Genomic DNA, 14,968 nt, shown 5'->3' with positions numbered 1-14,968 from the left:
TTGCTGCGGTCCGCCCCCTGCTCTATTCGTCAGCCCTGCCCGAGAATCGATTTCTCAGCGCCGAGGCGCCGGGACAGTGTCAGAGGATTCAGGCCTTGACGAGTTCGAGTTCCAGTTCGATCTTGATCTTGTTCGACACCAGCAGCTCGCCGCCGCCGAGAACAGCGTTGAACTCCATACCGAAGTCCTTGCGGTCGACCTTGGACGATGCCGAGAGGCCAGCAACCTGGTTTCCGTTGGGGTCGGTGGCGACTCCGCTGAATTCGGTGGAGAAGGTGACTTCCTTGGTCACTCCGCGCATGGTGAGCTCTCCGACGAGGTCGAACTCATCGTTGCTCGTGGCTTTGATCCCGGTGGACTTGAAGGTCAGCTTGGGGTTGTTCTCAGCCTCGAAGAAGTCACCGCTCTTGAGGTGACCGTCGCGCTGAGGATTGCGGGTCGAGATCGATTCGACGTCCGCCTCAGCAGCGACCACGCTGTCCTCGAGGGTCTCACCGACGGTGACGCTGCCGGCGATATCTTCGAAGTGTCCGCGGACCTTCGAGACGCCAGCGTGGCGAGCGGTGAACGTGAACTCGGAGTGCACGGGGTCGATGTTCCAGATTCCTGCGGTGAGTCCCTGTGGAAGAGCAGTCATGATTTCTCCTTTAGTTGAAATTTGAAGTACAGGAATGACTATAGTTTATGTTTCAACCATGTGCAAGTCCGCTGCCGAACTTCTTTCACTTTGGGCACCCGGGGTGAACGGCAGGTGTCCATGTGGCAGACGTCACGCGGCTTCGGTTTGGCCTGCAGGAAACTGCTCGTGTAAAGTAAAGAACACGACGCGGGGTGGAGCAGTTCGGTAGCTCGCCGGGCTCATAACCCGGAGGTCGCAAGTTCAAATCTTGCCCCCGCCACGTTTGCGAAAGTGCCGCGACATCGTTGATTCGATGTCGTGGCACTTTTCTTTTCCGGCCTGACCGCTCACGGTCAGGCCCCTCCCGTCCAAGCCTTCCCCCGATTGGGTCCCCGACGGCCAAGGCTGCACCAATCACGTGCAGCTGCGATCGGATCGCAGGCCGATTATGCTTCTGACTTGCGAGGACGTAGTATTTACCAAGTAATCAAACGCCGCGGGGTGGAGCAGTTCGGTAGCTCGCCGGGCTCATAACCCGGAGGTCGGAGGTTCAAATCCTCCCCCCGCCACGAAAGTGGCAGAACCCCTATCCAGTGGATAGGGGTTCTTCTCATTCAATTGAATCTCAGTGACAGACGACAAGGTCGATCGGTCCTGCTGCGCGCGAATCTCGGGCAGCGCATGGGAAGGTTATGCTTACCTTATGAACTCTTCTTCCCGCCACGCCCGAGCAATGGCCGCAACGGCGTTGTCCGTCCTCCTCCTCACTACCGCCTGCTCTCCAGGCACCGACAACGACAAGAATGAGGGCACAGGCAAAAAGGATGTCGCCACAGGTGGCAAGGCCTTTGCCACCGCGGATGAGGAGACTGCGAAGCTGGGCAGCGATGCCGACCCCGGAGCCTTCCCGCGTTCGATCGAACATGCCAACGGCACAACCGATATTGCTGAGAAGCCCCAGCGGGTCGTCGTCTTGGATACCGGAGAACTCGACGATGTCCTCTCCCTGGGCATCACACCTGTCGGTATGGTCACGACCGAGGGAGCAAACCCCGTCCCGTCCTATCTGGCCGACCGTGTCAAAGGCGTCGACACGGTGGGAACGATCAACGAACTCGATCTGGAGGCGATTGCCGCGCTCGAACCGGACCTGATCCTCGGCAGTCAGCTGCGCGCCGATCAGCTCTATGACGAACTCGATTCCATCGCACCCACGGTGTTCTCGATTCGCCCGGGCTTCCCTTGGAAAGAGAACTTCATGCTCGTCGGGGAGGCTCTGGGAATGGAGACGGAAGCGACTGACGTGCTCAACGGCTACGCCACGGCCACCGACGAACTCGATGCTGGAGTCGAAGGCAACCCGACGATCTCACTGGTGCGTTTCATGCCGCAGCGCCTGCGACTCTACGGCAATAAATCGCTCATCGGAGTCATCCTCGACGACGCAGGACTTGCTCGCCCGAAAGCACAGGACGTCGAAGAGCTCGCAGTCGAGATCTCCCCAGAGAACCTCGATCAGGCCGGTGGCGACTATGTCTTCTACACCAGCTACGGCGACCCTGATGCCACCGGTGAGACTGCGGCGCTTTCCGGCAGCCAGTGGAAGAGTCTCTCGGCCGTAGAGGACGATAGGGCCTTCCGCGTCGACGACGATGTGTGGTTCCTCGGGTTGGGCCCCATCGGAGCCGGCCAGATCGTCGATGACCTCGAAGGCCACTTCGCGAACTGAACACTTCACGGCAGATCGGCCGCTCCCCCGCGCTCAGGCCCGAATACCGCCGTTGAACAGATGACTCAGGCCTCTGGGATCCGATCGGATCCCAGAGGCCTGAGTCTCATTCAGTGTCGACCTTGCCCGGCGTCAGTTGCCTCCGCTTTCATCAGCCGGAGCACTGGCTGGAGCAGACGCCCCATCCTTCGAACCATCCTCGGCGAGTGAAGGATCGGCTGCCACCGCATCTTCAATCGCATTCTTCAGACGGTCCTGGGCCTTACCGTACTCCTCGAAGTCACCCTCCTTGAGGGCTGCATCGGAATCCTCCATTGCCTTCTTGGCTTCCTGCAGCGCCTCATTGAGGTTCTGGTCATCCTTCGGCGCCGCGGCGGAGTCGCCTCCGCTGCTTGACCCACCGGACTCACCTGCAGCACCGCTGTCCTCGGTGCCTGCGTCACCGGCCTTGGCGCCGGAATCGCCGCCGAAGACCTGGTCGAGAGCCTCGTCAAGGGTCGGAGCGAATCCGATGTCCTCACCGAAGGCCACCAGCACGTGCTGAAGCAGCGGGTAGGACGTATCGCCGGCGGACCGGACGTAGACGGGCTGGACGTAGAGCAGACCGCCGCCGACAGGCAGAGTCAGCAGGTTGCCGTTCTGAACCTCAGACTCACCCTGACGCAGCAGGTTGAGGCTGCGCTGCACATCGGGAGCAGTGTTGAAGTTGTTCTGCGCCTGCCCGGGGCCGGGCACCGTCGTGTTACGCGGAAGCTGCAGAAGCCTCAGCTTTCCGTAGCCGTCTGCCACCTCGCCCTTGGAACTGCCGGCGTCAGCATCAGCTGAGAGGAACCCGGTCAGGTTGTTCCGGGCCTGTCCTTCAGAAGACCGTGCCGGAATATAGGAACTTGTCAGGGAGAAGGACGGATTCTTCTGCCCCGGCATCTGCAGGGTCATGTAGAAGGGAGGCTGAGTCAGGCCGCTGTTGGCCTGTTTCGTCGGATCCGTCGGCAGGGTCCAGAAGTCCTGGCCGGTGTAGAACTCACTGGCTGTGGTCACGTGGTACTTCGTGAGCAGATCACGCTGCACCTTGAACAGGTCTTCGGGATACCGTACGTGGCTCATCAGGTCGCCCGACATCTCGGAGGACGGTTTGATGAGGTCTGGGAAGATCTTCATCCACGTTTTGAGGACGGGGTCTTCCTTGTCCCACTGGAACATGTCGACCGAGCCGTCATAGGCGTCGACCGTGATCTTGACCGAGTTCCGGATGTAGTTGACCTCTTCATCCGGAAGTGTGGCCACGGCGTTCGGCGCGGTCGCCGTCACCGAATCCTCGGTAGCCTCCTGCAGAGGCTGAGGGGTCGAATACGGGTAGTCCTTCGCCGTCGTGTAACCGTCGAGGATCCACTTGATCTTGCCGTCGACGACAGCGGGATAGGGGTCGCCGTCGATCTTGAGGAACGGTGCCAGCTTCTGCACGCGCTCACGTGGGTGGCGCTCGTAGAGGATCTGAGAATTCTCGTTGACAGCGTCAGAGAGCAGGATCTGCTCATCCTGATACTTGAGTGCATAGGCCAGTCGGTTGAAGAGGCCTCCCACAGATGGACCGCCGTCGCCGGTGAACGTGTTGTTCACCTGGCCCGAACCGCTGTCCTCATCGGAGGGGTAGTCGAGCTCTCGAGGAGTCGCGTCCTTCGCACCGCCGACGATCGAGTAGTCCGGTGAACTCTCGCCGAAGTACACACGCGGCTCGTATTCGGGGAATTCTCCCTTAGGCGGGATGTCGGATTCCATGAACAGCGGCTCACCATCAGGACTGCGCTGGTTGCCGTTGGCGGCAACGACACCGAACCCGTGAGTGTAGACGATCGCGCGGTTGTACCAGCTTTGGTTGTTCACCGAGTCCGGAGCCAGTTCGCGCACCGCGATCACGGTATCGCGCATATCGCCGTCGATGTTATAGCGATCGACGTCGAGCTGCTCAGGGAAGGAGTAGTAGGGCCTGACCTGCTGCAGCTGGCGGAATGTATCCGAAACCAGGTTCGGATCCAACAGACGAATCGACGCAGCAGTCTCGGCGTCCGCACGCAATGCGCCCTTCTCACCGGTCGTGCTCGGTTCATAGGGGGTCACGTCGATGTCTTCGAAGTCGAAGCCGTCACGAGTCGCATCGATGTTGTGCTGAATGTATTCCGACTCCAGGCTCTGCTGGGACGGGCTGACCTGGAACTGCTGAACCAGCGCGGGGTAGGCGATGATCGAGATGCCGCCGAGGACGATGAGCGTGGCAGTCGCAATGAGCGAGATACGCCAGTTGCCCTTCCACGCCGTGTAGACGAACAGGAACGCTACGAGCACCGCTGCGATTGCGACGATGGCCATGGCTGGCAGTGCCGCCCTGTCGTCGGTGTAGGTCACACCCGGAACGATGCCGGTGGTGCCCGTCAGCCGCTCATAGCGGGCAACCCACAGTCGACCTGCCTGCACCAGGATCAGAGCCGCAACTGTGATTCCCAACTGCCACTGGGCTGTCTTCGTGAGGATGACGCCCTTCTGCTCGCCTGGCCGAATGCCGCCGAAGAGATAGTGCCCGACGAGAGCAGCGACGAGAGAGAGCAGGATCGCCATCCCCACCTGGTCGCCGATGAGCCGCAGGCCCGGCAGGACGAAGACGAAGAAGGATTTGTCCATCCCGAACTGGGCATCCTTCGAGCCGAAGGACGTGGAATTCATCCACTGCAGGACAGTGTTCCAATGCGCCGAGGCGGTGATTCCGCTGAGCACACCGACCACCGCTGGGATCGCGAATGTCGCAACCTTGCGCAGGGGTTCGATCGCTTCACGGTACCGGTCGAGGTTCTCCTGTCGCGGAGTCGTCGGAGCGTATACCGGGCGGCTGCGGAAGGCCAGATGCAGGCTCAGCCACACGGGAACGGCCATGACGATGAACCCAGCCAAGAAGGTCAGGCCACGAGTGAACCACATAGTGCGGAACACCTGCGAGGCGTCGATCTGCTTGAACCACAGGACTTCGGTGTACACCTGTGTGAACGCGATGAAGGCGACGAGCAGAATCGCCACCGACACGAGAGTGAGCAACAGGGGCGAACGTCTGGGCCGGTTCGTCGGCATTCGTGCGGAGGTGGGTGAGGACGGAGAGCTCACTACTGCCCTTTCTCGTTGTTGTCGGCGCCGCCGGCTGAACACTTCTTGAGGTTCGAGGTGTCTCCGGCTGCGTACTGCTCCACGGCGTTCTGCGCGTCATCGAGCGTGTCGATGCGTGCCACCGTGATTTTGGACTGATCGGCAGCTTCGATGACCTCTGCACAGTTGTCTGCGGGCGAGAGGAAGAGCTTGGCTCCCTTCGCCGTCGAGGCTGCTACCTTCTGTCGGGCACCACCGATGGGCCCCACATTTCCTGCAGGATCGATCTCCCCGGTTCCTGCCACGTGCTTTCCACCGGTCATGGCACCGGGGGTGAGTTCGTCGACGATCGCCAATGCGAACATGGTGCCGGCGGAGGGACCGCCTATGCCTTCGACGTTGAATGCCACGTCGACGGGGAATTCGAAGTCCTGCTTCATGCTGATGCCGATGGCTTTGCGCCCATCGATCGTTGCCGGCTTCAACGCGACATCGACTTCCTTGTCGCCGCGTTCGACGACGAGGTCCACGGAATCGGAGGACTGGACCGTCTCGCTCATGATCTGCGCTGCTGCCGGATCGGAGTCCAGCTTCTTCCCATTGACGGAGATGATGCGATCATCTTTGCGCAGCTCCGCCTCGGCGGGCGAATCGGGAACCACGTCGCCGACGAGGAGATGAACCTTGTACGGCTTGTCGAGCTGTTCCATCGCTGCGGCCACGGCCACATCCTGGCTGGAAGACATCTCCACTGCGTTCGAAGCGGTCACGTCCTCACGCGTCGTGTCCAGAGGATAGTAGGCCTCGGTGGGGATGACTGTCTCCTTGCCGTGGAGCAGAGCGCCCAGTGCCTGAGAAGCGTAGGTGTCACGCCCCGGACCGCCGCTCACGGCCACGGTGAGCATGTCGATACGGCCATCGGTCGGGTAGGTTTTGGCGCCGGAGACATCGATCATGGGCTTACCCTGATAGTCACCGAGAGTGTTGAACACGGGTCCGGGCAGCTGCAACATGTATGGAACTGGCAGTAGAACTGCAAGAGCGATGAGGATATATGTCATGACCCCTGAAGTCGTGGTCAGACGTGGAGCGCGTCGTCGAGTTTCGCCACGCATCGGTGCTGCGGGCACCGGCACGGCCCGAGGGGCATTATCTGTCATGTGTTCCTTTCGCTGCACCGCCCCACCAGTCTAGTTGAAACCTGACCGTGAGTTTCACAGACTCCTTTCGCCTGGTGCGAACATCCTCCGAAACCTCCCGGAATTGGGAAGCTTCCCACATCCGGAACCGTTAACGTAGAAGACAAACCGATTCTTGGGGGCATTGAGAAAATGAGCGACGACAACAACAACGAGCAGAATCCGTTCGAACAGATCTTCGGAATGCTCTTCGGAGCGAATGGTCCCGGCTCCGGTCAGGGCGAGGACAAGTACGGCAATGCAGGTCCGCAGGGCTTTCAGATCGACCCGGCGATGATGTCAACCATCATGAACCAGATGCAGGGTCTCTTCGGGCAGGGTGCCGATCCCCAGGCCCAGGCAACATCGATCGCTCAGAAGTCGGTTCCGAGTCCTGATCCCGCTGTGGGAGACGAAGCGGTGAAAGCCACGACTGATGCCTTCCGTCTGGCTGAGCTGTGGCTGGCCGAAGCGACCGAGTTCTCCGTGTCCAATCGCACGGCCCGCACTGTCACCGCGCGGAGTGGGTCAGCGAGACGATGCCCGGATGGCAGAAGTTCGTGCTCCCGATCAAGGCGAACATGTCCTCTGCCCTGACAGAGACCCTCGAGACTCAGGTTCCAGCGGAGATGAAGGGCATCCTCGCCGGTGCCTCGTCGATGTTCGGTTCGATGAGTGACTCGATGTTCGCGATGCAGATCGGACAGGCCGTGGGCGCATTGTCGGAGAGCGTTCTCACCGGCACCGAGGTGGGTCTGCCACTTCTGCCTCATGACACAGCGGTCCTCGTGGAGACCAATGTGGAGAAGTTCGCCTCGGAGATCGATGTCGATGCGTCTGAGGTTCGCATCTTCCTCGCAGCCCAAGAGCTTGCGCATCTTGCGCTGTTCGAGCGCGCCCCATGGTTGAGCGCCCAGGTCGAGACTGCACTGACTCGCTATGCACAGGGCCTGAAGGTCGATACTTCTCAGATCGAGGACATGGCGACTCAGATCGACCCGTCCAACATCTCCGACCTCAGTGACAACATCCGTCAGGGGCTGTTCAACCCTCCGACCACTGAAGATCAGAAGAAGGCACTGACGAATCTGGAGAACCTCCTTGCCGTCATCGCAGGATGGGTCGACGTGGTCGTCTATTCGGCATGTGCGCATCTCCCAGGACGCGATCAGATCCGGGAGGCGCTGCGCCGCCGCCGGGCTACTGCAGGTCCGGCCGAGAAGACGTTCTCGACCCTGGTGGGCCTGGAGTTCAACCCCCGGCGTCTGCGCGATGCTGCCGCACTCTTCGGGTATCTCGAAACTCAGGGCGGCACCGAGGCCAGAGACAAGGTGTTCTCACACCCCGACCTTCTGCCGACGACACAGGATCTCGATGATCCCTTGGGCTACTCGGAGCGTCGTCACGCCGAATGGACCAGCGAATCGACACTCGACGAGGCGCTGAGCCGCATTCTCGACGAGGGAATCGAAGGAACTGAGACCTCCGAATCCAGCTCCGACTCGGGCTCCGATTCCAAGTCGGAATCCGGCTCGGAATCCGATGGCGATGAGGGCACAGATGACAGTGATGGTACCGGCGGCCGCGGCGAGAGCTGAATGATTCGTCTCGATACCGCCCGCGCCGAGGTTGGAGCTGCGCCGACTGCAACCGGCTTCACGCGCGACTTCGACCACTTGTTCTCCACTGTCGGCGATGCCGCGCTGCGGCGCGATGCAGGTGGTGAGCATGTCACGGCCAGTTGTCTGGTCATCGATCCCGACACCGAGTCCGTGCTCCTCAACCACCACCGCAAGGCTGATCTTTGGGGCCAATTCGGCGGGCATCTCGAGCCCGAGGATGACAGCCTGTGCTCCGCCGCGCACAGAGAAGCCACGGAGGAAAGCGGACTGAGCAACCTGTCTTGGTTCTCCCCCACCCCGATCGACCTTCATGTCCATGACCTGTCGGCTTCGTTCGGTGCGTGCGAACGCCACTTCGATGTGGTCTTCGCAGCATTCGCCTCCGTGAACCAGGCCCCTACGGTCTCGGCGGAGTCCTTGGCGGTGAAATGGTTCCCGCTGACTTCTCTGCCGGCATCGCTAATGCCTGATCTCGTGGTCCGTCTGCCGAAGCTCTACCGGGCAGCTGTGGAGTCGCGGCAGGTCAGCGACATCAACCGCGGCTGAACTGCTCCCCCGCGCTGAAGCCTTCAAGATAGTGCTTCGCGTCTGCCTGTCTCGGATGTCTGTCGGCCAGTTCATGAAAGGCCTTGGAATGCGGTCCGATCTGCAGGTGAGCGAGCTCATGGACGATGACCGTCTCCAAGACCCAACGAGGCACCGCCTGCAGGCGGTGGGAGACCCGAATATCACCTGACGAGGTCGTTGTGGATGCCCAGCGGCTGATGTTCTGATTCGTCACCCATCTGATCGACTGGGGACGCAGGCGGCCATCGAAGTAGCGTCGGCTCATCTCCTCTGCCAATCCGACGAGGTCCTCCGCCGATGAATGGTCCCTGGCCGCCAGCCGATTGAACAGATTGGTCAACGACCTGATGTTGTGCTCCACGCTGTATCTCACCGGCGTGCTGAGCACATACGTCCCCAATTCCTTTGAGACCGAGATGGTCTTCTTCCGACGTGCCGAACGGCGCACTTCGATCTCCCCACGGGCGATCGCCCGCAGTACGTCCTCTTCGGTCCATCGCTGTTGAGTCACCACACACCCATCATAGGAAATTCGACGCCGGCAGATTCACCGGCCTCTTCTTGTGAGTTTGCTGAGTATCGATATTTCACCTTAATCAACAGGCTGTCCACAGGACGGATCGTGCGTTGCTAGCAGGGGAAGCGGAAGTGACCTACGCTTTCACTCTCCTCTGTGGCCATCGTGCAATCATTCAAGGCACCTTTTCTCCACAACTCATGTCGACATATCCACAGGTTATCCACACGCTGTTGACTTGCCTGTGGAAGAACCGACATTGACGGGGAGGCAAATGAAGAATAGGTTCTATGATTGACCCCGGAAAACCCGGAGATGCGTGCGGAAGGGGAAGCTGCACGAGTCTCCGCGAGCGCCTGGGGCTCAAAGCGGTTGAGGGCACGTCGGAATGCATATTCCGGCCTGCCCTCAACTGTTTTCCACAGGCTTTTCCACAGAATCGCCTCGACTCTGGCGCACGCCTTCGACCTTCACTACTGTGGAAGTCTGAGGCAGCCGATGCGAGGTGGAGACATGTTCCGGATTTTTCCCAGTGTGCCGATCACATGGCGGTCGTCGGCGTGTGTCCAGTTCGGTGTCGATGACCCTGTCCTCATCGATGGCCTTCTGCCGGCAGATGTCGCTCTCATCGAGGAATTGCGAATGGGAGTCGGTTCGGCGCAGTACTACTCTCGTGCACAGGATCTCGGTGCTGATCTGGGTCGCGCGAGCTCCCTGATAACGTTGCTCGACGAGGCGGGCGTCATGGTTCCCGATGATTCCGATGCCGCAATGGTGACGAAGAGCTCATCTCTGCTGGCTACTGCGCAGATATTCGCCCTCTCACCCGATCGTGTGTCGAGGCTCCTCAGTGGTTCACCAGTCGTGGTCATGGGTCCGCTGAGAGCCATCACCGAACAATATCTGTCGGCCTCCGGCTTCGCCATAGCGCCACACCATCACGTCGACGACCTTGATCTCCTGACCTCACCGCTGGTGATCACGACCTCCTACCTCGTCCCGGATCTCCACACGGCCGCCTGGCTCACGGATCGCGAGGTCCCCCACTGCCAGGTTGTGATCGGAGAATATTCTCTCGAGGTCACCGGTCTCATCCGTCCCGGCGCAACGCCTTGCGTCATGTGTGACTGCCTGCGACAGAAGGATGCCGATGACTCCTGGCTGAACCAGTACTCCCACATCCGGGCTCTCCCGGATCGAGACAACCTCAGCGACCCTCTGTCACGGGCGCTCGGCGGACTCAACGCCGTGCAGATCCTCCGGCGTTCTCTGCTGTGCCCAGACGCTGACCCGGTGCGCAGGAGGGTCTCACTGGCCACAGGGATCGGAACCGAGGAACCGCTGTCGTTCCACCCGCGGTGCCAATGCCGCGTCCCCGTTCCACACTTCGATCTAGTCGACGAGCAGGCTCAGTAACCCTGAACCATAGAGTTCGAGCTTGGTGGCACCTACGCCGGGAATCCGCGCCAATGACGCCATGTCCTGAGGCTTGATTTCTGCGATCGCCGAAATGGAGGTGTCGGTGAGAACAAGATAGGGGGGAAGCCCCTGTTCCAAACCGACACGGGCCCGCCACCGTCGCAGACGGTCAAGGAGTTCGAGGTCGAGGTCGGCAGGACAGTTCGCACACCGCGACAGCGCTCGATCGACTTGGGACACAAGCACCTTGCCGCACGATCGGCAGCGGTTCATCGCCACCGATGTCGCCGTCCGACGACCCTGCCCCACGGTCTGCTCGACACGGCCGAGTTCGCTGAGGAATCGCGACGGTTTGCGTGGCCGTTGCTTGGAGTCGTGGCGCGACAGCGACCAACTCATACTCAGGTCTGTACCTGCACGAGTCAGCGCCACATAGAACAGGCGCCGCTCCTCAGCGATCGCTCGAGGCGTCTGTGCGTAGCTGATCGGCAACAGTCCCTCGCTGAGTCCGACAAGGTGCACGCTGTCCCATTCGAGACCCTTAGCCGAGTGGAACGAGGCCAAGGTGACACCTTCGATATCGGGAGCGAACTGGTGCTCGGCCCGATCGCTGAGATCAGCCAGAAACGTCTCCAACGGCACTGGCAGTTCAGACCCTGCCTGGAGCGTCTCCGCCAAGTCGACCAAAGCCTTCAGAGACTCCCACTTCTGCCGGCTGGCCCCGGCTGCGGGCGGCTTGGTCGAATATCCCAGGGAGATGAGAACTTCGGCGACGACTTCCGGCAGGGGCCGACCGCTCGAGGTGGCACGGGCCGCCTTGAGCATGAGAATCGCTTCTTTGACTTCCTTGCGAGCGAAATACCTCTCTCCACCCCGCAGCACATAGGGAATCCCAGCTGTGGCCAGAGCTTGCTCGTAGGCGGGACTCTGACCATTCGTGCGAAACAGCACAGCGATGCTTCGCGGCCGCCGTCCGGCATTGATCTCGGCGGAGATGGCCTTGACGACACCCGCAGCTTCGGCATCGTCGGTCGGATACTCAGTCATGGCCGGCTGTCGGCCGTCTGGGTTGTCGGTACGCAACGTCAACGCAGTCCGGGAGGTGTGCCGAAGCAGGTTGTTCGCCGTGGACACAATCGCCTTCGACGAACGATAGTTGCGCACCAGTTGGATCGTCGTCGACGTCGGCAGCGAGGAATCGAGCGTTCCCAACAGTGAGGAGTCCGCACCGGCAAACGAATAGATCGTCTGGGCTGGGTCGCCGACGACACACAGATTGTCGCGTGGCCCCAACCAGCGTGAGAGCACATCGTATTGGAGCGGAGACACGTCTTGGAACTCGTCGACGACGAAGTGGCGGTATTGTTCGCGAATGTCCGCTGCGATTGCTGGATACTCCGCCAGCACCCCGTTGAGGACGAGCAGCACGTCTTCGAAATCCATGAGTCGGCCACGTGTCTTCGCTTCGCTGTAGGCCTCGAAGATGCGCACCATATCTTCGACACTCAGTTTGCCGGGCAGATCGCGGCCGGCTGCCTGAGTCGCGTAGTCGTCGACTCCGAGTAGAGACGCGGCAGCGAACTCCAGTTCAGAGGCCACGTCCCGATTCAGCTCCCGACTGGTCTCGATTCCCATTCCCTGCAGCACCGAGCCGAGGATTCCGGCCTTGTTGTCGATGATCCGGGGGAAATCGCCCGTTGCGAATCGATCCCAGAAAAAGCGCAGCTGGCGAAGTGCCGCGGAGTGAAAAGTCCGGGCCTGGACCGCGGGAACTCCGAGGTCGCGCAGACGTGACCGCATCTCACCCGCGGCCTTGGCCGTAAAGGTCAGGGCCAGCACGTGGTTGGGAGGAAACACCTCGGTGGCGATGCCGTAGGCGATGCGGTGGGTCATCGCACGAGTCTTGCCTGTCCCTGCTCCGGCGAGGACGATCACCGGGCTGGAGAAATGTGTGGCGACCTCTCTCTGCTCCTCGTCGAGAGCATTGAGCAGTGCTGCAGCCTGAGCGTTCAAATGTTGTCCAGCCAGCTGTAGAGGAGCTGTCCGGCGATCGATACGAGTCCGGGAGCACGGACCTTGCCGTGCTCGATGGCCGCACGCAGCTCGTCTCGAGTGAACCAGGTCAAGGTAGCGATCTCCGCTTCGTCGGCGGCGAATTCGAGGCTTGGCGCCTCTGCTGAGAAGCCGAGCATGAGCGAGCAGGGGAAGGGCCAAGGCTGGGATCCGAGATACCTCGGGTTCTCAACTTCGACGTGGGCCTCTTCATAGACCTCACGGATCACTGCGCGTTCCAGGGTCTCACCAGGTTCCACGAACCCAGCCAGCAGGGAGTAACGGTCTGCTTCCCAGGCTGCGTTGTTGCCCAACAGCACTCTTTCGATTCCCTCATCGTCAGTGTTGATGATGAGGACGATGACGGCAGGATCCGTACGCGGGAAGTGTTCGCTTCCGTTGTCTGGGTCTGTTCTGACCCACCCGCCGAGCGTGGGATGTGTCGCTCGTCCGGTGCGGGGCGAGAATTGGTGAGCCCGATGCCAATTGCCCAGTCCCACGATCTCGCACGCCAGGGAGACTTGAACGTCGTCGAGGGATTCAGCCAGCTGACGCAGGGGCAACCATACGGGTTCGGAACTGTCGATGCCTTCCCCTGGGGCGGTCAGCAGATCGGTGGCATCGCGTGCACGCGATGTCGACAGAGCGGTGTCCAGCTCGCTGCGGCCTGCGTCATCGAGAGAGACCCCGATGTATCGGTTGCCGTCGGCATCGCGGCCCAGGTAGATCTCGGTCTGCTTCCCCGGAACCATTCCCGGCTCAGTGCTGAAGAGTCCCCCCGCCGCCACGAGGAGCGAACCACGATGTTCGAAGACGGGACTGGCTCCGCTGGCCCATAGTTCACGCAGGTCACCGTCCTGACCCCGTGAGAGATGGTCACGATCGATTCCATGGCGAGCCAGACTCATCGGCTTCACGGGTGGCAGTGGCTTCATGCCTTCCACGATAACGCAGGGCACTGACGTGGGAAACGCGGGTGCTGACACGCTCAACAGCCGAATCCTCGGTCTTCGGCCATGTCAGACGGTAGATTGGGGAGGGTGAATACCAAGGCGCTCAAGTTGGCAGCTGTCGCGGCAACGATGCTCGATGACTATTCCCCGACGGAATGGGTTCCCCTGCCGTCGTTGGGACTGGGAATCAGAGTTCTCGTCGACGACGGTCAGCAGCAGTTGGTGGCGACGGCACAGACGGGTCTCGACCGTTCCGCCGACACCGGATCTGCTGCTGAAGCTGGTCGGATCTACGACTCGATGTATCCGCATGCCGGGTTCACCTGGCCCCATCTGCGCGCCATCACCGAGGTTGAGGCCGACTACTTCGGCACGTCTGCACCGACGACAGTCACCCTCATCGAGCCTCTGCCCGGTGCCCCCGTAGGCGATCAGGCCATCGCCGACACTGCACGGGCGAGTTCCTTGGCGCAGGCTCTTGCCACGCTGCATTCGGCGGCGCCCGAATCGATCTCCGAGGCGGGATTCCCTGTCGAAGACCCATCGCGTTTCCAATTTCAGATCTTGGAGCGACTCGATCAGGCGGCAGCCACCGGACGAGTGCCTGCGGGCCTGCTCCAACACTGGGAAGAGGAATTCGAGAAGGTCTCGCTTTGGCGCTTCCTCGCCACTCCCATTCACGGTGCAATCGATGAGACGAGCGTCTTCACCGATCAGGAGCGTGTGCTCGCGCTGTCTGGAATCGAGCGCCTGCGAGTCTCCGATCCAGCCATTGATCTGGCCGCAGCCTCAGCGCTCATCGATCCGGCCGCAGTCCCGACCTTCTTCAGTGAGTACACCAATTCACGGCCCCGTGCCGACGAACACGTGATCACACGCGCCGAGTTGCTGGCAGAGTTTGCTGTCCTCGACTGGCTGCTTGAAGCGGTGGACTCTGGTGACGAAGAGGCGATCCAAGACGCTGGCGAGCTGCTGTCCTCGTTCAACGACGTTCTGTTCTCCCACAACGCGGCGGAACCGGAAGCGGTCGAAGACAGTCCCCCATCGACCCCAGACACAGAGCTGACCTCGGAAGCAGAGGACGTCGTCGATGAGGGAACAGCACCGGACGAATCCGGCTCGGCAGACGACACTCATCGCCCCTGACTTTGTCAGCTGATCTGATCAGATGACCTGGTCAGACCCT

The 14,968-nt window shown here is 61.0% G+C and carries 12 protein-coding genes and 2 tRNA genes; 8 read left to right on the top strand and 6 right to left on the bottom strand.

From position 1 onward, the window contains the following. Positions 1-88 precede the first annotated feature (88 nt). Positions 89-637 carry a YceI family protein gene (locus tag PGC08_RS08920; protein ID WP_009883916.1) on the bottom strand — a complete coding sequence of 183 codons (549 nt, stop codon included), beginning with the start codon at positions 635-637 and terminating at the stop codon, positions 89-91. Between the two features lie 188 nt (positions 638-825). Between PGC08_RS08920 and PGC08_RS08915 the strand changes: the two genes are divergently transcribed. The 3 genes from PGC08_RS08915 (at position 826) to PGC08_RS08905 (ending at position 2,348) form a co-directional block, all read left to right on the top strand. Next, positions 826-899: transfer RNA gene (locus PGC08_RS08915), tRNA-Met, on the top strand. Between the two features lie 215 nt (positions 900-1,114). Continuing rightward, a tRNA-Met gene (locus PGC08_RS08910) sits at positions 1,115-1,188 on the top strand. 134 nt (positions 1,189-1,322) lie between these two features. Further along, positions 1,323-2,348 carry an ABC transporter substrate-binding protein gene (locus PGC08_RS08905; RefSeq protein WP_271709987.1) on the top strand — a complete coding sequence of 342 codons (1,026 nt, stop codon included), beginning with the start codon at positions 1,323-1,325 and terminating at the stop codon, positions 2,346-2,348. A 132-nt stretch (positions 2,349-2,480) separates the two neighbouring features. On the opposite strand, the gene PGC08_RS08900 is transcribed toward PGC08_RS08905, so the two are convergent. Together PGC08_RS08900 and PGC08_RS08895 are read right to left on the bottom strand one after the other, a co-directional pair. Further along, positions 2,481-5,495 (bottom strand): UPF0182 family membrane protein, encoded by a 3,015-nt coding sequence (locus PGC08_RS08900; RefSeq protein WP_271709986.1) that lies wholly within the window; start codon positions 5,493-5,495, stop codon positions 2,481-2,483. Next, the gene (locus PGC08_RS08895) at positions 5,495-6,634 is read right to left on the bottom strand and encodes a YlbL family protein (protein ID WP_009883919.1); all 1,140 of its coding nucleotides are present in this window, start codon (positions 6,632-6,634) and stop codon (positions 5,495-5,497) included. Before PGC08_RS08895 ends, PGC08_RS08900 begins: the two co-directional genes overlap by 1 nt. A gap of 171 nt (positions 6,635-6,805) precedes the next feature. Between PGC08_RS08895 and PGC08_RS08890 the strand changes: the two genes are divergently transcribed. The 3 genes from PGC08_RS08890 to PGC08_RS08880 are packed head-to-tail and all read left to right on the top strand — an operon-like array spanning position 6,806 to position 8,820. Beyond that, on the top strand, positions 6,806-7,249 hold the full coding sequence (locus PGC08_RS08890; protein ID WP_271709985.1) for a hypothetical protein: 444 nt from the start codon (positions 6,806-6,808) through the stop codon (positions 7,247-7,249). Then, positions 7,192-8,250 (top strand): zinc-dependent metalloprotease, encoded by a 1,059-nt coding sequence (locus tag PGC08_RS08885; RefSeq protein WP_271709984.1) that lies wholly within the window; start codon positions 7,192-7,194, stop codon positions 8,248-8,250. Before PGC08_RS08890 ends, PGC08_RS08885 begins: the two co-directional genes overlap by 58 nt. Beyond that, the gene (locus PGC08_RS08880; protein WP_069600014.1) at positions 8,251-8,820 is read left to right on the top strand and encodes an NUDIX hydrolase; all 570 of its coding nucleotides are present in this window, start codon (positions 8,251-8,253) and stop codon (positions 8,818-8,820) included. It abuts the gene before it with no gap. On the opposite strand, the gene PGC08_RS08875 is transcribed toward PGC08_RS08880, so the two are convergent. Continuing rightward, the gene (locus tag PGC08_RS08875; protein WP_009883922.1) at positions 8,807-9,355 is read right to left on the bottom strand and encodes a M48 metallopeptidase family protein; all 549 of its coding nucleotides are present in this window, start codon (positions 9,353-9,355) and stop codon (positions 8,807-8,809) included. The two genes, PGC08_RS08880 and PGC08_RS08875, sit on opposite strands and share 14 nt — an antisense overlap. Before the next feature lie 516 nt (positions 9,356-9,871). Here PGC08_RS08875 and PGC08_RS08870 point away from each other — a divergent pair. Next, on the top strand, positions 9,872-10,774 hold the full coding sequence (locus PGC08_RS08870; protein WP_009881732.1) for a hypothetical protein: 903 nt from the start codon (positions 9,872-9,874) through the stop codon (positions 10,772-10,774). On the opposite strand, the gene PGC08_RS08865 is transcribed toward PGC08_RS08870, so the two are convergent. Both PGC08_RS08865 and nudC read right to left on the bottom strand, forming a co-directional pair. Next, complete coding sequence (locus PGC08_RS08865; protein WP_069600012.1) at positions 10,751-12,790, bottom strand: UvrD-helicase domain-containing protein; 2,040 nt, start codon at positions 12,788-12,790, stop codon at positions 10,751-10,753. The genes PGC08_RS08870 and PGC08_RS08865 overlap by 24 nt on opposite strands. Beyond that, positions 12,787-13,764, bottom strand: a complete 978-nt coding sequence (gene nudC / locus PGC08_RS08860) for an NAD(+) diphosphatase (RefSeq protein WP_009881730.1) — start codon at positions 13,762-13,764, stop codon at positions 12,787-12,789. Before nudC ends, PGC08_RS08865 begins: the two co-directional genes overlap by 4 nt. A 105-nt stretch (positions 13,765-13,869) precedes the next feature. On the opposite strand from nudC, the gene PGC08_RS08855 reads away from it, so the two are divergent. After that, positions 13,870-14,928 (top strand): aminoglycoside phosphotransferase, encoded by a 1,059-nt coding sequence (locus PGC08_RS08855; protein WP_069600010.1) that lies wholly within the window; start codon positions 13,870-13,872, stop codon positions 14,926-14,928. Positions 14,929-14,968: the final 40 nt, after the last annotated feature.

The sequence above is a fragment of the Brevibacterium sp. BDJS002 genome, assembly GCF_028201555.1.
GTDB classification, from domain to species: domain Bacteria; phylum Actinomycetota; class Actinomycetes; order Actinomycetales; family Brevibacteriaceae; genus Brevibacterium; species Brevibacterium aurantiacum.
This window is presented reverse-complemented; position numbering and strand designations above follow the sequence as displayed.